Below are 20,087 nucleotides of genomic sequence, written 5' to 3'. Positions count from 1 at the left end.
GTCAGCAGACCGGGCGGTGACCGATGTCCGGGATGTGCTGGTCCCACTCCTCCTCGGTGAGCGACCCGCCCGCCTGGGCGCAGAGGACCGCGGCGGGGTCGACCGTGTGGCCGACGTCCCACAGCCGCACCGCCCGGTCCAGGCCCGCGCTGGCCAGGGTCCGGCCGTCCGGGCTGAACGCGACCGACCGCACCGGCAGGGCGTGCCCCCAGAACCGCTCGTTGACCTGCCTGCGGGACGCGACCTCCCACAGCCGCACCGAGTTGTCGCCGCCGCCGCTGGCCAGCAGCGTCCCGTCGGGGCTGAACGCGACCGAGAACACCGTGCCGCCGTGCCCGCGCAAGGGCACGCCCACCTGCTCCCCGGTCTCGCTGTCCCACAGCCGGATCGTGCCGTCGGCGCCCGCGGTCGCGACCGTCGCGCCGTCGGGGGCGTAGGCCACGGCCCCGGCCGGTCCGCTGTGCCCGGCCAGCTCGCCCGTCCTGGTCCGCGACCGCACGTCCCACAGCCCGACCGCGCCCGTCTCGGTCGCCGCGGCCAGGGTGCGGCCGTCGGGGCTGAACGCGACCGCGTAGACCGCGCCCGCCTCGGGGAACGACGCGACCCGGCGGCCGTCGACCGGGTCGATCAGGACGACGGGGTCCGTCCTCGGCCCGTCCGCCGTGCCCGTGTCGTCCCCGCCGACGGCCAGCAGCCGCCCGTCGGGGCTCAGCGCGGACGCCCACGCGGGCCCGCTCAGCTCGACCGACGCGATCCCGATGGGGACCTGCTGGGCGGCGCTCCAGCGGGTCACCGTGCCCCGGGTGTCGAGGTCGGCGCCCACCCCGGTGGCGAACACGACCCGCCCGTCGAGGCCGAAGACCACCGAGTTCGCGATGGCCGACCTGCCCTCGGCGGGGTTGGGCAGCCGCCGCCGGGTGGCCGCGTCCCACAGCAGCAGCGTCCCGTCGTGCCCGCCCGGGTCGCTCCACCTGGTGTAGGGGTGGGCCGAGGTCCCGCCGCCCACCATCACCGACCGGCCCTCCAGCGCCAGGCACAGCGCCCACCCGTCGATCCGGCACGAGACCGGAGCGCCGCGCGCCCCCAGCCCGGCAGCGCCGTGGCCGCCCGCGGCGATCGTGGCGCCGTCCGGGGACCACGCCACGGAGTACAGCGGGCCGGTGTCGGCGGGCAGCGGGCTGACCCGGCGCAGCCGCGCGTCGACGTCCCAGAGCCGGACCGTGCCGTCCGCCCCGGCGCTGACCAGCAGCCCGCCCGGGCCGAACGCCACCGCCCCGACCACGCCGCCGTGCCCGGCCAGCGGGTCGCCCACCGGCTCCAGCGTGTCGCCGCGCCACAGCGACACGGTGCCGTCGGCGTTGCCCGCGGCCACCAGCGCGCCGTCCGCGCTGAAGGCGACCGACGGCAGCTCCTTCTCCTGCCGGGTGCGGCCGCCGCCGGTCAGCGGCGCGCCGACGGGCTTGCCCGTGGCCGGGTCCCACACCCGCACGACGCCGTCGACGCCTGCGGTCGCGATCCGCATGCCGTCGGGCCGGTAGGCCAGGGACGGCCAGGCCAGCGCGGTCGTCTGGCGCGGGTACGCCGCGACCGGCGCGCCGCGCGGGCGGCCGGTCGCCAGGTCCCAGAACCGGAGCTTGCCGTCGTGCGGGTTCAGCGCCGCCAGGGTCTTCCCGTCCGGGCTGAACGCCGCCACCGGCGCCGCCGAGGGGATGTGCGGCCGTACGGTCTCGAACGGCGCGAACAGCCGCGTCCCGGTCTCGACGTCCCACAGCCCGAGGTCGCCGAACGTCTCGCCGACGGCGATGGTGGCGCCGTCCGGGCTGATCGCCACCGTGCGCAGAGTCCCCACCCCGGGCAGCCCCTCGGGGAGAGGCGCCGGGCTGCCGACGGCGGTCCGGGTCGCGACGTCGTACACCCGCACCTCGTCACTGCCCACGACGAGCCTGCCGCCGTCGGCGCTGAACCCGAGCGTCCGCACGTCCCCGGCCGCGAACGGCTCGCCCACCGGCCGCCGCGTCGCGGTGTCCCACAGCCGGACCGACCCGCCGCCCACGGCGATCAGCCTCCCGTCCGGGCTGACGGCGACCGCGGTCGCGCCCGGGCTCTCGATCACGGCGCGTCCCGGCCTGCCCGCCGCTGCCAGCAGGCCCGCGCGGGTCTCCGGCAGCGGCGCGATCCGCCAGGCGGCCAGGCTCAGCAGGCGGGCGAGCCGGGGGTCCCGGTCGCCCAGCTCGGCGGCGCGGGTGGCGAGCTCGCGGGCGACGGCCTGGTCGCGCTGGCGCTCGGTGGTGTTCTGCTGCCGCCAGGCGAGCAGGCCGAGCAGGGTGGTGAGCACGGTGAGCAGCGCCAAGCCGCTCACCGCCGCGCGCCGCAGCCGCACGGACCTGCGGTGCCTGCGGACGTCCTCGCCGTCGAAGACGTCCTTGGGCAGGCCGTGGACGGCGGCGGCCAGCGTGGCGACCTCGTCCCGGAACCGGCCGTTGAGCAGGGACAACTGGGTGTCCGCCCGGGCCCACCCCAGGTTCACCCACTGCGGCTCCGCGGCGAACCAGCCGCGCAGGCCCGGCGGCAGCGCGGTCGTGCGCTCCCAGTCGAAGTCGCCGTCGCCCCAGACGATCTCCCCGCTGGTCAGCACGATGTGGAACGTCTCGCGCGTCCCCTCGGCCTGCCAGTGCGCCACCTCTCGCCGCACCCACGGCGACGCGGCGGCCTCCGGCGACGCCATCAGGATGAAGTGGCGGGACGCGCGCAGGGCGGTCTCGATGGAGTCCCACAGGTCCGGGTTGGCGGACAGGCTCGTCTGGTCGCGGAACACGCGCAGCGCGCGGGCCTGGTACCAGTGCCGGGCCAGCGTGTGCAGGCCGCGCTGGACGGCGGCGGCCAGCGGGCGGTCGACCGCGTAGCTGTAGGACAGGAACGCGTCGTAGTCCGCTGGCCGCCGCATCCTCAGGCGCGGGCTTGGGCGTCCAGCACGTGCGCGACGGTCTCGGTCACCCGCATGGCCTGCGGGACGTGCAGCCACTCGTCCGGGACGTGGGCGTTGCTGTCGGGTCCCAGCGCCCCGGTGATGACGAACTGGGCGGCCGGGTAGCGCTCGGCCAGCAGGCCCATGAACGGGATCGACCCGCCCAGCCCGACCGTGCGCCACGGGCTGCCGAAGACCTCGTGGGAGGCGCGGTCGAGCGCGTCGCGCAGCCAGGGGGCCAGCGCCGGGGCGTTCCAGCCGTTGGCGATGTCGACGCGGCTGAACTCGATGGTCGCGTCGTTCGGCACGTCGGTGGTGAGGGCCTTCTGGATCGCCTCCAGCGCGGCCTTGGCGTCGGCGGTCGGGGGCAGGCGGAAGCTCAGCGACAGCGTGGTGAACGGCCGCAGCACGTTGCCAGCGTCCGCGGGCTCGGGCATGCCGCTGGCGCCGACGACGCTGAGCGTCGGCCGCCAGCTGTTGTTGAGGATCAGCTCCAGCTCGTCGTCGGCCATCGGCCGGGTCGAGCCGTGCAGCGGGAAGGTCGCGCGCATCGTGCCCGGCGCCGCCTCCGCGGTGGCCTTGGCCTCGGCGACCCGCTCGGCCGGGATCTCGACGGTGAGCTCGGGGATCAGCAGCTCGCCCGTCGCGGAGTCCTCAAGGCGGTCCAGCAGCGCGCGCAGCACGCGGAACGAGCTGGGCGCGACGCCGCCCGCCAGGCCGGAGTGCTGGCCCGCGTCGAGCACGCGGGCGGTCACGTCGATGGAGATGAGGCCGCGCAGCGAGGTGGTCAGCCAGAGCCGCTGGTAGTCCTGCCCGCCGGAGTCCAGGCAGACGACCAGCGCGACCTCGCCGAGCCGGTCGGCCAGGTGCTCCAGGTACGCGGGCAGGTCGGGGCTGCCGGACTCCTCCCCCGTCTCCAGCAGGATCACGCACCGCGAGTGCTCGCCGCCGTTGGCGCGCACGGCCTCGATGGCCGCGGTCGCGGCGTACCCGGCGTAGCCGTCGTCGGCGCTGCCCCGGCCGTACAGGCGCTCGTCGCGCTGCACGGGCGTCCACGGCCCGAGGCCCTCCGACCAGCCGCCGACCGGCGGCTGCTTGTCGAGGTGGCCGTAGAGCAGGACGGTGCCGGCGTCGACCGTGCCGGGCACGTCCACGACCAGCAGGGGCGAGCGGTCGGGCAGGCGCACGACCTCCAGCGTCGCGCCGGGCAGGCCGCGGTCGGCGATCCAGGCCCGCAGGTGCTCGGCGGCGGCGTCGAGGTGGCCGTTGGCCGCCCAGTCGGCGTCGAAGGTCGGGGAGAGCGCGGGGATGGCGATGAAGTCGCGCAGGCTGGGCAGGATCGCTGCCTCCCACACCTCGCGCACGCCCTGCTTCACGGCTGCGGTGTCCACGCCGCCGATCCTGCCACCTCCGGCGCTGAGATCGTCTCAGGCGGCGTCGGCCAGGCTCGGTGGTGAGCCCGCGGCCCCGTCCTTCCCGCCCGTGGCCGCGGGCTCGCCCCCGCGGTGACGCAGCTCACTGTCGATCACCGGCGCGATCACCGCCGGTCCGCGCGGGCCCCGCCACGCTGCGCCGATCGCGCGCCGCTATGACCCCCTAACGTCGGTAGTCCAATGGTTTTCCCAGGTCAGAGGGTCGTTGTTGGTAACGAACGGGCTGAGCGGACTCACCGGATCGGGGTGCGCCGTGCCAGGATGTGGGAACGAACCGTCAGCGTCGACGGGGCCGTGGCCGATGACAACGGCGGCGGCGACCAGCGGCGCGGCCGTGCCGTCCCGTCACGAGCGGGGGTGCGGACCAGACACCTAGAGGAGAACCACATGTCCTCTGCCGAACAGTGGACGCACCCGGAGCCCCGGGAGGGCCCCGCCGCCACCGCAGCCGCTCCGACAGCAGAGCAGGTGATCGCGGGTTTGCGTGCGACCAGCGAAGGCGGGCCGGAGCTGGTGCAGCTCCTGACCCCGGAGGGCGAGCGCGTCGAGAATCCCGAATTCGACCGCTACGTCGCCGACATCACCGACGAGGACCTGCGCGGGCTCTACCGCGACATGGTGCTGGTGCGCAGGGCGGACCGCGAGTCCAACGCCCTGCAGCGGCAGGGCCAGCTGGGCATCTGGGTGCCGCTGCTGGGCCAGGAGGCCGCGCAGGTGGGCGCCGGGCGCGCGCTGCGGCCGACCGACATGGTGTTCCCCTCGTACCGGGAGCACGGCGTCGCGTGGTGCAGGGGCATCAAGCCAGAGGAGCTGCTGGGCATCTTCCGCGGCACCGACAACGGCACCTGGGACTCGGTAGCGCACCGCTTCCACCCGTACACCATCGTGATCGGCAACCAGGTGCTCAACGCCGCCGGGTACGCGATGGGCCAGCGCTTCGAGGGCAAGGTCGGCGACGACGACGGAGAGGCCACCATGTGCTTCTTCGGCGACGGCGCGACCAGCCAGGGCGACGTGCACGAGGGCTTCGTCTGGGCCGCGGTCTACGACGCGCCGCTGGTGTTCTTCTGCCAGAACAACCAGTGGGCGATCTCCGAGCCGACCGAGCGCCAGTCGCGCCTGCCGCTGTACCAGCGGGCGCGCGGCTACGGCTTCCCCGGCATCCGGGTGGACGGCAACGACGTGCTCGCCTCGCTGGCGGTCTCCCGCTGGGCGCTGGACGAGTGCCGCCACGGCAACGGGCCGGTGCTGATCGAGGCGTTCACCTACCGCATGGACGCCCACACCACCACCGACGACCCGACCCGCTACCGGCTTTCCGACGAGCTGGAGGCGTGGAAGCTCAAGGACCCGATCGAGCGGGTCCGCGTCCACCTGGTCCGCCACGGCATGGCCGACCAGGACTACCTGGACTCCGTGCAGGCCGACGCCGACAAGATGGCCGCCGAGCTGCGCGAATACTGCTTCAACATGCCCGACCCCCCGGTGCGGCAGATGTTCGACAACGTCTACGCCGAGCCCAGCCCGGTCCTCGACGCCCAGCGCGACGAGTTCCTGGCGTACCTGTCCGCCTTCGGAGGTGAGCACTGATGGCCGCGCCCGCGATCAACAAGCCCCAGACCGCACCGGCCGTGCAGTCGCTGACCATGGGCAAGGCGCTCAACCTCGGCCTGCGCGCCGCCATGGAGGCCGACCCCAAGGTGCTGGTGATGGGCGAGGACGTCGGCAAGCTCGGCGGCGTCTTCCGGATCACCGACGGCCTGCAGAAGGACTTCGGCGAGCACCGCGTGCTCGACACCCCGCTGGCCGAGTCCGGGATCATCGGCGCCGCGGTCGGCCTGGCCGTGCGCGGCTTCCGCCCGGTCTGCGAGATCCAGTTCGACGGGTTCGTCTTCCCCGGCTTCGACCAGATCGTCTCCCAGGTCGCCAAGCTGCACACCCGCACCCAGGGCCGGGTGAAGGTGCCGATGGTCATCCGCATCCCGTTCGGCGGCGGCATCGGCGCGGTCGAGCACCACTCGGAGTCGCCGGAGTCCTACTTCGCGCACACCGCCGGGCTCAAGGTCGTCGCCTGCTCCAACGCCGTGGACGCCTACTGGATGATCCAGCAGGCCATCCGCTGCGACGACCCGGTGCTGTTCTTCGAGCCCAAGCGCTACTACCACTCCGCGGCGATGAAGGCCGAGATCGACCCGGCCGCCACCCCGGACCCGCTGTTCGCCTCGCGCGTCGTGCGGACGGGCACCACGGCGACGCTGGTCGCCTACGGCCCGTCGGTGAAGGTCGCCATGGACGCGGCCACCGCCGCCGAGGAGGACGGGCACTCGCTGGAGGTCATCGACCTGCGCACGCTGTCCCCGCTGGACCTGGGCCCGGTGTTCGAGTCGGTGCGCAAGACCGGCCGCATGGTCGTGGTGAGCGAGTCGCCGTCGGAGTCGTCGATCGGCTCGGAGCTGGCCGCCCGCGTGCAGCAGGAGTGCTTCTACTCGCTGGAGGCGCCGGTGCTGCGCGTGCACGGCTTCGACGTGCCGTACCCGCCCGCCAAGCTGGAGGAGCACTTCCTTCCGGACCTCGACCGGGTGCTCGACGCCGTCGACCGCTCGCTGGCCTGGTGATCCGCTGATGCCGCAGTACAAGAGCTTCCCCCTGCCCGACACCGCCGAGGGCCTGACCGAGGCGGAGATCCTGTCCTGGCACGTCCAGCCGGGCGACGAGGTCACGGTCAACCAGATCATCGTGGAGATCGAGACCGCGAAGGCCGCCGTCGAGCTGCCCTGCCCGTGGGCGGGCGTCGTCACCGAGCTGCACGTGCGGCCCGGCGACACGGTCACGGTCGGCACGCCGATCCTGACCATCGACACCGACCCGGGCGGCGCGGCCGCCCCGGCGCCCGCGCCCGCCGCGGCCGCGCCCGCCGAGGAGGAGATGAAGCCGCTCGTCGGCTACGGCTCCAAGACGGTCACCGCCAAGCGCCGGGCGCGCAAGGGACCGGCCGTCCCGGCCGAGCCCGCCGCCGCCGCGGTGCAGGAGCAGGTGGGCCAGGCGTTCACCAGCACCAACGGCTCCGCGCCCGCCGCGGTCCGGCCCGCACCGGCCCAGCCCGAGCCCGCCGCCGCCGGCGGGTACGTGCCGCTGGCCAAGCCGCCGGTCCGCAAGCTGGCCAAGGACCTCGGTGTCGACCTGCGCTCGCTGACCGGGACGGGCGCCGACGGCGTCATCACCCGGGAGGACGTGCAGCAGGCCGCGTCCGCCCCCGAGCAGGCCGCGGCCCCGGTCGCGACCCGCGGCGGCGAGCGCCGGGTGCCGATCAAGGGCGTCCGCAAGATGACCGCCCAGGCGATGGTCAGCAGCGCCTTCACCGCACCGCACGTCACCGAGTTCCTGACGGTCGACGTGACGCCGATGATGGAGCTGCGGGCCCGGCTGAAGAACCACCGCGAGTTCCGCGACGTCCGCCTGACCCCGCTGGCGTTCTGCGCCCGCGCGGTCACGATGGCGATCAAGCGGACCCCGGAGGTCAACGCCGCCTGGGACGAGGCCGCCCAGGAGATCGTCTACAAGGACTACGTGCACCTGGGCATCGCCGCGGCCACCCCGCGCGGGCTGATCGTGCCGAAGGTCCGCGACGCCGAGCGGATGTCGCTGCGCGAGCTGGCCGTCGCGCTCGACGAGCTGACGACCACAGCCCGCGAGGGCAAGACGCCGCCCGGCGACATGGTCAACGGCACCTTCACCATCACCAACGTCGGCGTCTTCGGCGTCGACACCGGCACGCCCATCATCAACCCGGGCGAGTCCGCGATCCTCGCCTTCGGCGCGATCCGGGACATGCCGTGGGTGGTGGACGGCGACATCAAGGTCCGCAAGGTCTGCCAGCTCGCGCTGAGCTTCGACCACCGCCTGGTCGACGGCCAGCAGGGCTCGGAGTTCCTCGCCGACGTCGGCGCGCTGCTGGCCGACCCCGGCATGGCCATGACCTTCTGACGGTTCCCCGACACGCGCGGGGGTGGGGACGACTCGTCCCCACCCCCGCGTCGTCTCACCGGGGCAGGTCGAAGTACCCGATCAGGGTCGCCGCGAAGGCGATGTCGCCCTTCACCTTGACCTTGCCCGACAGGAACAGCATCGGGACGTTCACCGAGCCGGTGATCACGCGCAGGAAGTCGACCGGGTCCACGGTGAGCGTGACCCGGGGGTCGGCCGTCGGCTCGTCGCCGGTGTCGCAGCGGCCGTCGCGGATGCGGGTCTCGAACCGGTCGACGCCGTCGTCGTGCGGGCCGCCGGGGAACTGCCAGTGCACGACGGCGCGCAGCCCGGCGGACTTGGTCCGGTCCAGATGCGCGGACATGCGCTGGAACAGCTCGTCGAACACGACATAACGCAGGTGCGGGTGCGCCATCAGCGCCTCGATTTGCTCACGCGACGCTTTGTCGAGGAATCGGACGAAGGTTTCCGTCCGCAGCCCGCTCAGCCGCACCGCCGTGCCCGCGGCGCCCAGCATGTCCAACACGGACACCAGGTCGACGAACTGCGCCGGGGTGAGCCTCGCCGGGTCGATCAGCTCGGCGAAGGCGTCGAGGTCGGCGACCGGCGGCCGGGCCAGCCGGTGCCACTTGCGGGTTCGGCGCATCCGGGAAGACAACCAGACCCTCAGCCGCGCGGCAGGTCGAACAGGCCCGACAGGCTCGCGGCGAACGCCAGGTCCCCGCGCACCTTGAGCTTGCCGGTGAGGAAGAGCACGGGAGCCGACGCGTTCTGCGTGATGAGCTTGAGGAAGTCCGCGGGCGTCAGGGTGATGGTGACCTTCGGCTTGTGCGCCATCTCGCGGCTGACCGTGCAGGCCGCGTCGGCGAAGACGGTCTCCCAGCGGTCGTAGCCGCCCGCCCCGGTGCCGTCGGTGAGCCGCCAGTGCACGACCGCGTCGAGGTCGCGCACGCGCTCGGGCCGCACGTGCTCGCCCGCGCGCCGGAAGATCTCGTCGATGACGCGGGTGCGCAGCCGGGGGTCGGCCATGACGGCCTGGATCTGCTCGCGGGAGGCGTGGGTGATGATCCGGGCGAAGGTGCCCGGCCGCATCCGGGAGAGGTCGACGTCCGCGCCCGCCTCGGCCAACCGGGTGATCGCCGACAGCAGCGCGGACAGCTCGTTTTTGCGCAGCTTCCGTGGATCGATCGCCCGCCCGATAGCATCCACGTCGATGTTCCGTGCGGCGATGTCCTCGGGGTTCATCCGATCGAGCAGCTCGACCAGTTCACGCGGCTTGAGGGCGTCCAGCTCCACCTCGGCGCCCTGCGGCTCGGACATTGCCACCTCCCTGTACCTACTCGCGAGTAGGCTACGGGCGGGTAGCTTGGACTGGCAAGGTGGAATCCGGCGAAGGGGAGGAGCACGGCGTGAGCGTCGACGAACGCCGTCCGACGAAGGTCAAGCGGCTGCCGCGGGAGGTCCGCGAGCGGCAGATCCTCGACGCCGCCGTCCGGGTCTTCTCCGAGCACGGCTACCACAACGCGTCGATGGACGAGATCTCCGACGTCGCGGGCGTGTCCAAGCCGATGATCTACGCCTACCTCGGGCACAAGGAGGACCTGTTCGCCGCCTGCATCCGCCGGGAGGCGTCGATGCTGATCGAGGCGATCGCGGCGGGCGTCGAGGCCGAGCTGCCCCCGGACATGCAGCTCTGGCACGGCCTGCGCGCGTTCTTCCGGTTCGTCGGCGCGCAGAAGGAGAGCTGGCGCGTCCTGCACCGCCAGGCGACCTCCCAGGGCGGCCCGTTCAGCGAGGAGCTGCTGGCCATGCGCGACCGGGCCATCGCCCTGGTCGACGCCCTGCTGGTGCGCTCGGCGACCAGCCGGGGCATGGACGAGGCCGCCACCAAGTCGACCGAGGCCCTCGCCGCCGCGCTCGTCGGCGCGAGCGAGTCGCTGGCCGACTGGTGGCTCGACCACCCCGAGGTGCCGGACAAGGTCGTCGCGGGCTGGCTGATGAACCTGGTCTGGATGGGCTTCGGCGACCTCGTGGACGGTCACGTCTGGACGCCGGCTACCCCGACGGCCGGTTGAGCACGCCCGCCAGCAGGGCGTGGACGGCGGCATGGTCGGCAGGGTCGGCCAGCTTGCACTGGCCGCCCCGCAGCCGGTACCACTCCTCCGCGCCCGCGTAGCGGACCTTCGCGGTCACCACGTTGTCCGGGCCGCAGGTGGTGCGCAGTTCCAGGTCGCCGGTGACGACGCCGACCTCCTCGGTCATCACGCCGGGGCCCGCGCTGAACGGGGTGGAGTAGTCAGCCATGCCGCCGATCCTGCCCCGTCAGCAGTAGTTCAGCATGGAGGACAGCGCCGACTTCTCCGCGGACTGCACCGAGAGGTTGTAGGCGTACTTCGTCCGCACCCACATCTTCGCGTAGGTGCACCAGTACGCGGTCCGCGACGGCTTCCACGTGCTCGGGTCCTGGTCGCCCTTGCTCTGGTTGACGTTGTCCGTCACCGCGATGAGCTGCGGGTTGCTCAGGTCGTTGGCGAAGGCCTGCCGCCGCGACGTGGTCCACGAGGACGCCCCGGAGCGCCACGCCTCGGCCAGCGGCACGATGTGGTCGATGTCCACATCGGACGGGTTGTACCAGGTGGCGCCGTCGTACGGGCTGTACCAGCTGCCGGAGGTCGCGTAGCAGGAGGAGTCCGTGCGCACGTTCGAGCCGTCCCGCTTGAGCACCGTCTCGCGGGTGTTGCACGTGCCCGAGATCGTGATCCAGTGCGGGAACTTGTCGCGCGAGTAGCCGGTCATCGACCCCTCGCTCGCCACGCGCAGCGCCGACAGCTCGGCGCGGGCGGTGGACTCGCTGGGGATGTTGGGCGGCGTCGCGCTCGCCGAGCCCGCGAGCCCGACGGTGACGGCGGCCGATAAGAGCAGGGAACCGAGGAGCGCCCGAGTCTTCGTCATCGTTTCCTCCGTGAGTGGGGACACACGTGGAGCGGGTCAACCGTGACGAATCGAGGTGGAATGCCTCACACCAAAGGGTGACCTGATGACGACGCTCAGGGGAAGATCGTCGTGGTTTTCACACCGATCAGAGCAGTCCGCGGACGAGCCGGAGATCGGCGGTGTGCCGGTACCAGGTCCAGCGGCCCGCCTCCCTGGGGTGGTCGACCCCGTCGCTGCGCGGGATGACCGGCAGGCAGCCCGCCTGCACCGCGCGCCCGTGGAAGGTCTGCACGCGCTTGCCGAGCAGCCCGATCCGGATGACCCGCACCTCCAGCCCGGCGCCGCGCGCGGGGTTGACCTCGATGCGGCTGGCCCGGCCGCGCAGGGCCACGGTGTCATCGCAGTAGACGACGCCGCGGATCTGCGGCAGGACCCCCAGGCCGACGAGCACGCCGCCGGTGTCGTCGCGGACCAGCGGAACCGGGTCGACCTCGCCGCGCAGCGCCAGCTCGGCCGCGAGGCGCGGGTCGGCGGGCAGGTCCCACAGCGCCCGGACGACGGAATCCGCCTCCGCGGGCACGTAGCCGACCGACACCGTTTCCAACCGCTCCTTGCGCATGAGGCGCAACGCGACCGCCGCGAGGTCGGCGTCCGTGCCGTGCACGATCACCCGCTCGACGCCGGTGAGCAGGGGATCGATGGCCGCCCGGTCGGGTCGTGCAGGCACTGCACGGACGTCACTGTCCGTAAACAGGTCGGTGGTGTCGGCCACCCGGTCGTTTCCGCAGGCCAGCACGAGTGCGCTCACGCTTGTCTCCTGGTCTAGGCTGAGTCACCGGCATTCGCCCGAGCGTTCCGGGTCCGGGTGTCACAGCACTCCACTTGACGAACACCTGGAGTTTCACATGCCGGCAATCGTGCTGATCGGCGCCCAGTGGGGCGACGAGGGCAAGGGCAAGGCGACCGACCTGCTCGGCGACCGGGTCCAGTGGGTCGTGCGCTACCAGGGCGGCAACAACGCGGGCCACACCGTCGTGCTGCCCGACGGGCAGAAGTTCGCCCTGCACCTGATCCCCTCTGGCATCCTCACCCCCGATGTGACCTGCGTCATCGGCAACGGCGTCGTGGTCGACCCCGCCGTGCTGCTGCGCGAGCTGGCGGGCCTCGAGGAGCGCGGCGTGGACACCTCCCGCCTGCTGGTCTCCGCCGACGCGCACCTGATCATGCCGTACCACGTGGCCATCGATAAGGTCACCGAGCGCTACCTGGGCAAGGCCAAGATCGGCACGACCGGGCGCGGCATCGGCCCGGCGTACCAGGACAAGGTCGCCCGGGTCGGCGTGCGCGTGCAGGACCTGCTGGACGAGAAGATCCTGCGGCAGAAGGTCGAGGCCGCGCTCGACACCAAGAACCAGGTGCTGGTCAAGGTCTACAACCGCAAGGGCCTCGACGTGGACCAGGTCGTCGACGAGGTGCTGGGCGCAGGCGAGAAGTTCGCCCACCGCATCGCCGACACCCGGCTGCTGCTCAACCAGGCGCTCGACCGCGGCGAGACCGTCCTGCTGGAGGGCTCCCAGGGCACGCTGCTCGACGTCGACCACGGCACCTACCCGTTCGTGACCTCGTCGAACCCGACCTCGGGCGGCGCGTGCGCAGGCTCGGGACTGGGCCCGACCCGGATCACCAGCGTGATCGGCATCCTCAAGGCCTACACGACCCGCGTGGGCTCGGGCCCGTTCCCGACCGAGCTGCACGACGAGATGGGTGAGCGGCTGCGCAAGGTCGGCGGCGAGTTCGGCGTGACCACGGGCCGCCAGCGCCGCACGGGCTGGTTCGACGCGGTGATCGCCCGCTACGCCGCGCGCGTCAACGGCATCACCGACTTCTTCCTGACCAAGCTGGACGTGCTGTCCGGCCTGGACCAGGTGCCGGTGTGCGTGGCCTACGAGGTCGACGGCCGGCGGGTCGACGAGATGCCGATGACCCAGACCGACGTCCACCACGCCGTCCCGGTGTACGAGACGCTGCCGGGCTGGTTCGAGGACATCAGCCACTGCCGGACCTGGGAGGAGCTGCCGGAGAACGCCCGCGCCTACGTCGAGCACCTGGAGCGGATCTCCGGGGCCCGGGTGTCGGCCGTCGGCGTGGGACCCGGCCGCGACCAGACGATCGTGCGGCACGAGCTGGCCTGACGGCGCGGGCCCGCCCCCGGTCGGCGGCGGGCCCGTCCGGTCGTCAGCGGCGGGCGAACGCCTCGTCGCGGGAGACCACGGCGATGTCGGGGTTGTCGGCGAACACGCCGTCGACCCCGGCCCGCCAGAAGGCGTCCAGCTCGGCGAAGAGGTCGCCGTAGTCGGCCGGGTTCGCCGACGAGCGCAGGTTCGCCGGGAGGAACTGGTTCTCCGCCCGGAAGGTGTACGGGTGCACCTTGAGCCCGACGGCGTGGGCGTCGTGGACCAGCGAGGTCGGCTGCCCGAGGTTGCCCGCGGCGTCGCGCGGGATGACCGAGTCCTTGGCCGGGCCGAGGCCGTCGGCGTAGGTCGCGACCTCGCGCAGGCCCGCGGGCGTCATCAGGTCGCGGTAGGTGCGCGGGTCGCCGGAGACGGTGAAGTCGTACGGGCGGCCGGACGCGCTGGTGAGCTGGACCAGCGGGACGCGCAGCTGCCGGTCCAGCTGCTTGAGGTTGGCGACCTCGAAGGACTGCACGAACACCTTGGCCTTCGGGTGGTTGAGGCCGTTGCGGTTGAGCACGCGCACCAGCTCCGGCTCCAGCGGCAGGCCCAGCTGCTGGAAATACGTCGGGTGCTTCGTCTCCGGGTAGATGCCGATGTCACGGCGCAGCTCGCGGGAGAGGCGCCGGGCGAGGTCGATGACCTCCTGCAGGGTCGGCACCTCGTAGCGGCCGTCGTAGACGGTGTTCTGCTGGCGCAGCTCGGGGATGCGCTCGACCGCCCGCAGCGTCTTCAGCTCGGCCAGGGTGAAGTCCTCGGTCCACCAGCCGGTCACCCGCACGCCGTCGAGCACCTTCGTCCGCTTGCGGTCGGCGAACTCGGGCCGCTCGGCGACGTCGGTGGTGCCCCCGATCTCCGGCTCGTGCCGGGCGACCAGCACACCGTCCTTGGTGGACACCAGGTCGGGCTCGATGAAGTCCGCGCCCATCCGCGCGGCCAGCTCGTAGGCCGCCAGCGTGTGCTCCGGCCGGTACCCCGACGCGCCCCGGTGCCCGATGACCAGCGGCTCGACCTGCTGCCCCCGCCCCTCGGGCGCCGCGCTCGCCGGGCTGAGCGTCACCACGCCCAACACCGACACCGCGGACAGCACTAACGCGCTCAACGCTCGCATAACGCAACCTCCTAGTAGAGACGCCCACCCTGATCGGCCCCCGCGACGCCCCATTGACCGCCGCTTGACGCCCCGGTGAACGCCTGGCTGCCGTCGCCTCCGGCGGGGGCGCGCGGGCACGCGGCGACTGGGCCATCTAGGCTCCCGTGCCGTGCGAGTCCTGGTAATCGGCTCCGGCGCCCGTGAGCATGCCCTCGTCCTTGCCCTCTCGCAGGACCCGGCGGTGACGGCGCTGGCCTGCGCGCCCGGCAACGCCGGGACCGCCGCGCTCGCCGAGGCCCTCCCGGTCGACGCCGCCGACCGGGCCGCCGTCGCCGACCTGGCCACCCGCTGGTCGGCGGACCTGGTCGTGATCGGCCCGGAGGTGCCGCTGGTCGCGGGCGCCGCCGACGCCGTGCGCGCCGCCGGGATCGCCTGCTTCGGCCCGGGAGCCGCGGCCGCGCGGATCGAGGGCTCCAAGGCGTTCGCCAAGGACGTCATGACCGCGGCGGGGGTGGCGACCGCGCACAGCGAGATCGTCGACAACCCGGCCCGCCTCGACGCCGCCCTGGCCCGCTTCGGCCCGACCTGGGTGGTCAAGGACGACGGCCTCGCCGCGGGCAAGGGCGTCGTCGTCACCACCGACCTCGCCGCGGCCCGCGCCCACGCCATGACCCTGCTCGACGACGGCCACCCGGTGCTGCTCGAGTCCTTCCTGGACGGCCCCGAGGTGTCCCTGTTCTGCCTGGTCGACGCCGAGGGCACCGTCGTCCCGCTGCTGCCTGCCCAGGACTTCAAGCGCGTCGGCGACGGGGACCACGGTCCGAACACCGGCGGCATGGGCGCCTACAGCCCCCTGCCGTGGGCCCCGGAGGGCCTCGTCGACGAGATCGTCCGCGACATCGTCAAACCGGTCGTGGACGAGATGGCCGCCCGCGGCGCGGCGTTCACCGGCCTGCTGTACGCGGGCCTGGCGCTGACCTCGACCGGCCCCCAGGTCATCGAGTTCAACTGCCGCTTCGGCGACCCGGAGACGCAGGCCGTGCTGGCCCTGCTGCGCACCCCGATGGCGGGCCTGCTGATGGCCGCCGCCACCGGAACCCTCGCCGCCCACCCACCCCTGGACTGGGCCGACGGCGCCGCCGTCACCGTCGTGATCGCCGCCGACGGCTACCCGGGCCGCCCCCGCACGGGCGACGTCATCGCGGGCGCGGAGACCCACGGCGTCCTCCACGCGGGCACCCGCCGCCGCGACGACGGCGCCATCGTCTCCGCGGGCGGCCGCGTCCTGTCCGTGGTCGGCATCGGCGACACCCTCACCACCGCCCGAGCCGAGGCGTACCGCCTGGTCGGCGCCGTCCACCTGGCTGGCTCCCACCACCGCACCGACATAGCCCTCCGCGCCGAACGCGGCGAGATCACCACCCCGGCCGTCAGCTAGCCGCCGCCGCGACCCCGGCTAGGACGCCGCCCCGGTCGTCGGAACGATCACCCCACGGCCGTCGGGTAGATCACCGGAACCCCCGCCCGCGATACTTCGTCAAAGTTCAGGTAGGCCCCACAACGCCATTGGTAGCCTGCGAACCGAGACGACACCGTCACGATGCGTACGGGGGTGCGTGGCATGAACATCGGTGATGTCGGCAAGATCGCGGGCGCGGTCGTCGCCGACCTCCAGAACCTGGCCACCGCCAAATCCGGCCAGTTCGTCGTCAACAGAGACAACGTCCTCGCGGCCACCAAGGTGATCCAGAACCAGGTGGACAGCCTGCGGGACCGCACGGTCGACGCGGCGGAGCTGCTCCGCGTCGTGCCACCCGGCCAGGACCAGGTGAGCGGCCTCGTCGCGGAGGAGTGGAACCGGCGGCTCGTCTACGACGAGGGCAGCTACGTCGAGCGGGTCAAGGCCTACATCAAGGGCTTGGACAACCTGGTGGTCCAGCTTCGCGAGTCGGCCATCGCGTACGGCTTCAACGAGGACGAGATCGAGGCGGCGCTGGGGAAGTCTGGTGACTAAGCGCCTCATGGCCGCGATCGTCCTGCTCACCGTTGTCGCGGCCGGATGCAGCACCAACGAGCCGGGCACGCCTGCCCCGGGTCCGGGCGATGGCTCCAGTGCGGCGCCCCCGGCGACGACGACCTCGGCGAGCCGGCCGGGTGTAGACCTTCCGCCTCGTCCGCAGGACCTGCCGATCGACGGCATCGCCAAGCCCTGCGACCTGTTCACCGACGCCCAGCGCGAACAGCTCCGAGTGGACCGCGCGCGGGACACGGTCTCGCGCGGGGAGGTCTACGAGGGGCAGCAGCGCTGTGCGCTGACCCTTGAGGGCGGAGACCCGTACCTGGACGTCTCCGTCCTTCTCGTGACGAGTGAAGGCGCAGAGGCGTGGCTCGCGGGCGACCGGAACGTCACCGCCGAGCAGACGTCCATCGAGGGATTCGGGGCCGCGCACTACTGGCTGGCCGGTGGCGAAGGGGCCGAGTGCAACACCGCCGTGGATGTGGCGGACGGCCAGCACCTTCAGGTCGGCCTGCTCATGCCCGGCGAGGGCTGGGCGCAGGAGAAGCTTTGTGAGACCACCGATCAGGTCGCCGCGGCGGCGCTGAAGACGCTGCAGGCCGGGTGAGGGGCGGGAGATGACCAGCAGTCTGAGCGACATCCGGTTCGAGGGGTTCAGCAACGAGCAGCTGGCTGCCGAGATCGATGGTCTGCGCGGTGGGCAAGGGGCGGAGTCCCTGCACCGGGCCGTCGACGCGCTCGTCGATATCGCCAAGGCGTTGGCGGAGACCGACATGACGTTGCGGCGGGAGCTGGCGAAGATCGGGGTCGAGTGGCAGGGGGCCGCGTCCGACCAGGGGCATGAGGAGACGCAGAAGGCGAGCATCTACGCCGAGGACGCCGTGCCCAAGGTGGCGAAGTCGGCGGGTGGGGTGAACCAGCAGGGCGACACCTTCTCCCACACCCGCAACTCCGCGCCCGGGTCGGATCAGTTGCGGGGGCCCACGCAGCTCAACGGGTGGGATCGGTTCGCGGGGGCGTTCGGGCATACGACGGACAACGCGCAGAAGGTGCAGGAGACGCAGGCCGCGCGCAATCAGGCCATCGGTTCCCTCAACGACTACCAGCGGGGCAGTCAGTCCGCGCTGGACAACCACGTGTCGCTGCCGGTGCCGCCCGGGATGGGGTTGGTGACGCAGCCGGTCGACCGGCACGGCATGACCTCCGCGCAGGGCTTCGACGGCGTGCAGAGCAGCTACACCCCGATCGGCGGGTCCGGGCCCGTGCAGGGCGGCACGTCGACCCCGTTCGGCCCCGGTCCCGGCGAGCCCGGGTACAACGGCGCCAACCAGCCCGGCGGCGGAGGCGGCAACTCGCAGAACCCGCTGCCCGGCCGCAGCGCGGGCATCGGGCCCATCCCGCCGACGCCGAACGGCCTGCCCGCCAACCCGGGTCCCGGCCTGGCCCGGCCGGTGTTCCCGGTGGGCCTGATCGCCGACGCGAGCATGGTCACCGGGATCACGGGCGCGACGGCGGGCGGGGCGCTCGCGGGCGCGTCGCTGCCGAAGGACCGGGTGGTCCGCGGCGCCACCCCGGGCGGTCCGGCCGGCCGGGCGATGGGCGTCGCCGCGGACGTGCCCGACGAGCAGGCCAGGGCCGCGCGGGCGGCCGAGCGGCTCGGTGGCGGCGGGGCCAAGTCGGGGTCGTCGCTGATGTCGCCCGCCGCGGCGACCGCGCCCGGCGAGGACGACGAGGAGCACGTGCGCAAGTACGGCATCGACTCCGACGACGTGTTCGGCGACGACCGGCTGGTCATCGACAAGGTGCTCGGCGGCGAGGACGACGATTGAGCGGGACGCTGGTCCTCTCGGCGCTGGAGTTCGACGTGCTCTGGGAGGCCGAGCGCCTGCCCGCCAAGCACGTCGCGCTCGACGTGCCCAGCCCGGGCACGACGCACAGCGAGCGCGCGCGGCTGGTGGAGCAGGCCTTCGACGGCCTCGCGGCGCGCGGGCTGGCCAAGGGCGGCCGGGCCGTGCCCGAGCTGGCCGACCGGCTCGCGCTGCTGGCCTACCCGCAGGTCTGCGTCGACTCCTGGGTGTGGACCGACCGGGAGATCGCGGCGCTGGCCGCGGCCAACGGCAACCAGGCGGTCCTGGGCGCGATCGACCGGGGCGAGGTCTGGCTGATCCCGGCCAGGGCCACCGCCCTGGCCGACGCGGCGGTGTCCATCGCGGGCGAGACGCCTGCCGGACCCGGTCGCTCGGTCAGCCTGCCGACGGACGTGCTGACGGACGCCGACGCGCGCAGCGGCGGTGACGCGCAGAAGCTGGTGACCATCCTGGCCGAGCGCGACCTGTCGTTCAGCGACGCGCAGTCGCTCGCCGCGATGGTGGGCGGCATGGGCGTGCGCGGCCAGTTCGGCGCCGAACGCGCGCAGCGGGACCAGCGCCGCGCCCGCGCCAAGCGGGTCGTCGCGTTCCATGACACTGTGGACGGTCGCTACCTGTACCTGGCGCGCCCGGCGAACGACGGTCGCATGTGGAGCACGATCACGCCAGCCGACAACGCGCGGATCATCGCCAGCGTCTGGGAACTGCTCGACGAGGTGTGATCACCGCTCGACCAGCACGACGGCGCGGTCCCCGGCCCGCCCGCCGAACACCGCCTGCGCCGAGCCGCCGTTGACCGCCACCGCGACCCGCCCCGCGGAGTCCAGCAGCACCACGGCAGCGCCCGCCGCGACGTCGCCGAAGGTGCGCCCGACGACGGCCTCCACCGACCGCCCGCCGATCTCCACGTGCACGCCGGACCCCGGCGCCGCCCCGGCGGTGGCCAGGTCCGGCCCGACGGCCGCCAGCTGCACGTTGCCGAACCCGTCCGCGCCCAGCACCTCCGTGGTCAGCCGCCCCGGCACCGCGGAGGTCACCGGCGCGGGCAGCCGGACCAGCGCGCCCGGGTCGACCTCCGGCCCCAGCTCGCCCAGCGGCCGCCCGAGCGCCAGGTGCGCGGCCGCGGGCGCGAACACGTCCCGGCCGTGGAACGTCGGCGACACCGGCTCCAGCCGGTGCTCGGTCAGCTCGACGGCGGCCACCATCCCGCCCAGCGCCTCCGCCGCGGGCACCAGCAGGCCGTTGTCCGGCCCGACCAGCACCCCGCCCAGCGTCGCCACCGCGACCGCCCGCCGCGCGGTCCCCACCCCGGGATCCACCACGGCCAGGTGCACGCCCGGCGGCAGGTAGGGCACCGCCTGCGCCAGCACCTCGGCCCCCCGCCGCACATCCTGCGCGGGCACCTGGTGCGTCACGTGCAGCACGCGCGCGTTCGGCGCTATCCGGGCGATCACACCCTCGCAGATGGCCGGGAAGCCGTCCGCCAGGCCGTAGTCGGTGGTGAAGGAGATCCAGTCGTAGGCCATGCCGAGCAGTGTCCCGAAATGCGGACACCGGGAACA

At 73.3% G+C, this 20,087-nt stretch carries 19 protein-coding genes; 10 read left to right on the top strand and 9 right to left on the bottom strand.

The annotated features are described in order from the left end of the window. Position 1 precedes the first annotated feature (1 nt). Together Actkin_RS31965 and Actkin_RS31960 are read right to left on the bottom strand one after the other, a co-directional pair. A complete protein-coding gene (locus tag Actkin_RS31965) occupies positions 2–2,944 on the bottom strand; it encodes a TIR domain-containing protein (protein WP_258905310.1) in 2,943 nt (980 codons plus the stop codon). A 2-nt stretch (positions 2,945–2,946) separates the two neighbouring features. Then, a complete protein-coding gene (locus tag Actkin_RS31960; RefSeq protein ID WP_396122912.1) occupies positions 2,947–4,356 on the bottom strand; it encodes a M20/M25/M40 family metallo-hydrolase in 1,410 nt (469 codons plus the stop codon). A 429-nt stretch (positions 4,357–4,785) separates the two neighbouring features. On the opposite strand from Actkin_RS31960, the gene pdhA reads away from it, so the two are divergent. The 3 genes from pdhA to Actkin_RS31945 are packed head-to-tail and all read left to right on the top strand — an operon-like array spanning position 4,786 to position 8,382. Further along, on the top strand, positions 4,786–5,988 hold the full coding sequence (gene pdhA, locus Actkin_RS31955) for a pyruvate dehydrogenase (acetyl-transferring) E1 component subunit alpha (protein WP_189209108.1): 1,203 nt from the start codon (positions 4,786–4,788) through the stop codon (positions 5,986–5,988). Next, the gene (locus Actkin_RS31950; protein WP_189209109.1) at positions 5,988–7,013 is read left to right on the top strand and encodes an alpha-ketoacid dehydrogenase subunit beta; all 1,026 of its coding nucleotides are present in this window, start codon (positions 5,988–5,990) and stop codon (positions 7,011–7,013) included. Before pdhA ends, Actkin_RS31950 begins: the two co-directional genes overlap by 1 nt. Before the next feature lie 7 nt (positions 7,014–7,020). Then, positions 7,021–8,382 (top strand): dihydrolipoamide acetyltransferase family protein, encoded by a 1,362-nt coding sequence (locus tag Actkin_RS31945; protein ID WP_258905309.1) that lies wholly within the window; start codon positions 7,021–7,023, stop codon positions 8,380–8,382. 55 nt (positions 8,383–8,437) lie between these two features. On the opposite strand, the gene Actkin_RS31940 is transcribed toward Actkin_RS31945, so the two are convergent. Both Actkin_RS31940 and Actkin_RS31935 read right to left on the bottom strand, forming a co-directional pair. Further along, entirely contained in the window at positions 8,438–9,028 is a 591-nt protein-coding gene (locus tag Actkin_RS31940) for an SCP2 sterol-binding domain-containing protein (RefSeq protein ID WP_258905308.1), read from the bottom strand. Between the two features lie 20 nt (positions 9,029–9,048). Then, on the bottom strand, positions 9,049–9,702 hold the full coding sequence (locus Actkin_RS31935; protein ID WP_258905307.1) for an SCP2 sterol-binding domain-containing protein: 654 nt from the start codon (positions 9,700–9,702) through the stop codon (positions 9,049–9,051). Positions 9,703–9,791: 89 nt separating this feature from the next. Between Actkin_RS31935 and Actkin_RS31930 the strand changes: the two genes are divergently transcribed. Beyond that, the gene (locus Actkin_RS31930; protein ID WP_189209113.1) at positions 9,792–10,457 is read left to right on the top strand and encodes a TetR/AcrR family transcriptional regulator; all 666 of its coding nucleotides are present in this window, start codon (positions 9,792–9,794) and stop codon (positions 10,455–10,457) included. Here Actkin_RS31930 and Actkin_RS31925 read toward each other — a convergent pair. From Actkin_RS31925 to Actkin_RS31915, 3 genes are all read right to left on the bottom strand, one after another. Further along, a complete protein-coding gene (locus tag Actkin_RS31925; RefSeq protein WP_189209114.1) occupies positions 10,438–10,686 on the bottom strand; it encodes a hypothetical protein in 249 nt (82 codons plus the stop codon). The two genes, Actkin_RS31930 and Actkin_RS31925, sit on opposite strands and share 20 nt — an antisense overlap. Before the next feature lie 18 nt (positions 10,687–10,704). Beyond that, positions 10,705–11,334: an HNH endonuclease family protein gene (locus Actkin_RS31920; RefSeq protein ID WP_258905306.1), complete on the bottom strand. Its 630-nt coding sequence runs from the start codon at positions 11,332–11,334 to the stop codon at positions 10,705–10,707. A gap of 127 nt (positions 11,335–11,461) precedes the next feature. Then, the gene (locus tag Actkin_RS31915; RefSeq protein WP_396122911.1) at positions 11,462–12,124 is read right to left on the bottom strand and encodes a hypothetical protein; all 663 of its coding nucleotides are present in this window, start codon (positions 12,122–12,124) and stop codon (positions 11,462–11,464) included. 97 nt (positions 12,125–12,221) lie between these two features. On the opposite strand from Actkin_RS31915, the gene Actkin_RS31910 reads away from it, so the two are divergent. Then, positions 12,222–13,508 carry an adenylosuccinate synthase gene (locus Actkin_RS31910; protein ID WP_189209116.1) on the top strand — a complete coding sequence of 429 codons (1,287 nt, stop codon included), beginning with the start codon at positions 12,222–12,224 and terminating at the stop codon, positions 13,506–13,508. A gap of 43 nt (positions 13,509–13,551) precedes the next feature. Here the strand turns inward: Actkin_RS31910 and Actkin_RS31905 are convergent, their stop codons facing one another. Further along, positions 13,552–14,658: a glycerophosphodiester phosphodiesterase gene (locus tag Actkin_RS31905; protein WP_258905305.1), complete on the bottom strand. Its 1,107-nt coding sequence runs from the start codon at positions 14,656–14,658 to the stop codon at positions 13,552–13,554. Between the two features lie 151 nt (positions 14,659–14,809). Here Actkin_RS31905 and purD point away from each other — a divergent pair, with 151 nt between their 5' ends. The 5 genes from purD (at position 14,810) to Actkin_RS31880 (ending at position 19,247) form a co-directional block, all read left to right on the top strand. Then, positions 14,810–16,078, top strand: a complete 1,269-nt coding sequence (purD, locus tag Actkin_RS31900; protein ID WP_258905304.1) for a phosphoribosylamine--glycine ligase — start codon at positions 14,810–14,812, stop codon at positions 16,076–16,078. Positions 16,079–16,261: 183 nt separating this feature from the next. Next, positions 16,262–16,654 carry a PE domain-containing protein gene (locus Actkin_RS31895; RefSeq protein WP_189209119.1) on the top strand — a complete coding sequence of 131 codons (393 nt, stop codon included), beginning with the start codon at positions 16,262–16,264 and terminating at the stop codon, positions 16,652–16,654. A 7-nt stretch (positions 16,655–16,661) separates the two neighbouring features. Beyond that, on the top strand, positions 16,662–17,264 hold the full coding sequence (locus tag Actkin_RS31890; protein WP_189209120.1) for a DUF3558 domain-containing protein: 603 nt from the start codon (positions 16,662–16,664) through the stop codon (positions 17,262–17,264). A 10-nt stretch (positions 17,265–17,274) separates the two neighbouring features. Then, positions 17,275–18,486, top strand: coding sequence for a hypothetical protein (locus Actkin_RS31885; RefSeq protein WP_258905303.1), 1,212 nt, complete (start codon positions 17,275–17,277; stop codon positions 18,484–18,486). Further along, positions 18,483–19,247, top strand: a complete 765-nt coding sequence (locus Actkin_RS31880; RefSeq protein WP_258905302.1) for an ESX secretion-associated protein EspG — start codon at positions 18,483–18,485, stop codon at positions 19,245–19,247. Before Actkin_RS31885 ends, Actkin_RS31880 begins: the two co-directional genes overlap by 4 nt. Here the strand turns inward: Actkin_RS31880 and Actkin_RS31875 are convergent, their stop codons facing one another. Continuing rightward, complete coding sequence (locus Actkin_RS31875) at positions 19,248–20,051, bottom strand: SAM hydrolase/SAM-dependent halogenase family protein (RefSeq protein WP_258905301.1); 804 nt, start codon at positions 20,049–20,051, stop codon at positions 19,248–19,250. Positions 20,052–20,087 lie beyond the last annotated feature (36 nt).

This window comes from Actinokineospora sp. UTMC 2448 (assembly GCF_024760565.1).
Lineage (GTDB): Bacteria > Actinomycetota > Actinomycetes > Mycobacteriales > Pseudonocardiaceae > Actinokineospora > Actinokineospora fastidiosa.
This window is presented reverse-complemented; position numbering and strand designations above follow the sequence as displayed.

Bases quoted from the DNA above. Each gene is read 5' to 3' on its own strand.
- Actkin_RS31965 (WP_258905310.1), bottom strand. From the start codon at position 2,944: ATGCGGCGGCCAGCGGACTACGACGCGTTCCTGTCCTACAGCTACGCG.
- pdhA (WP_189209108.1), top strand. From the start codon at position 4,786: ATGTCCTCTGCCGAACAGTGGACGCACCCGGAGCCCCGGGAGGGCCCC.
- Actkin_RS31950 (WP_189209109.1), top strand. From the start codon at position 5,988: ATGGCCGCGCCCGCGATCAACAAGCCCCAGACCGCACCGGCCGTGCAG.
- Actkin_RS31945 (WP_258905309.1), top strand. From the start codon at position 7,021: ATGCCGCAGTACAAGAGCTTCCCCCTGCCCGACACCGCCGAGGGCCTG.
- Actkin_RS31940 (WP_258905308.1), bottom strand. From the start codon at position 9,028: ATGCGCCGAACCCGCAAGTGGCACCGGCTGGCCCGGCCGCCGGTCGCC.
- Actkin_RS31935 (WP_258905307.1), bottom strand. From the start codon at position 9,702: ATGTCCGAGCCGCAGGGCGCCGAGGTGGAGCTGGACGCCCTCAAGCCG.
- Actkin_RS31925 (WP_189209114.1), bottom strand. From the start codon at position 10,686: ATGGCTGACTACTCCACCCCGTTCAGCGCGGGCCCCGGCGTGATGACC.
- Actkin_RS31920 (WP_258905306.1), bottom strand. From the start codon at position 11,334: ATGACGAAGACTCGGGCGCTCCTCGGTTCCCTGCTCTTATCGGCCGCC.
- Actkin_RS31910 (WP_189209116.1), top strand. From the start codon at position 12,222: ATGCCGGCAATCGTGCTGATCGGCGCCCAGTGGGGCGACGAGGGCAAG.
- Actkin_RS31905 (WP_258905305.1), bottom strand. From the start codon at position 14,658: ATGCGAGCGTTGAGCGCGTTAGTGCTGTCCGCGGTGTCGGTGTTGGGC.
- Actkin_RS31895 (WP_189209119.1), top strand. From the start codon at position 16,262: ATGAACATCGGTGATGTCGGCAAGATCGCGGGCGCGGTCGTCGCCGAC.
- Actkin_RS31890 (WP_189209120.1), top strand. From the start codon at position 16,662: ATGGCCGCGATCGTCCTGCTCACCGTTGTCGCGGCCGGATGCAGCACC.
- Actkin_RS31885 (WP_258905303.1), top strand. From the start codon at position 17,275: ATGACCAGCAGTCTGAGCGACATCCGGTTCGAGGGGTTCAGCAACGAG.
- Actkin_RS31875 (WP_258905301.1), bottom strand. From the start codon at position 20,051: ATGGCCTACGACTGGATCTCCTTCACCACCGACTACGGCCTGGCGGAC.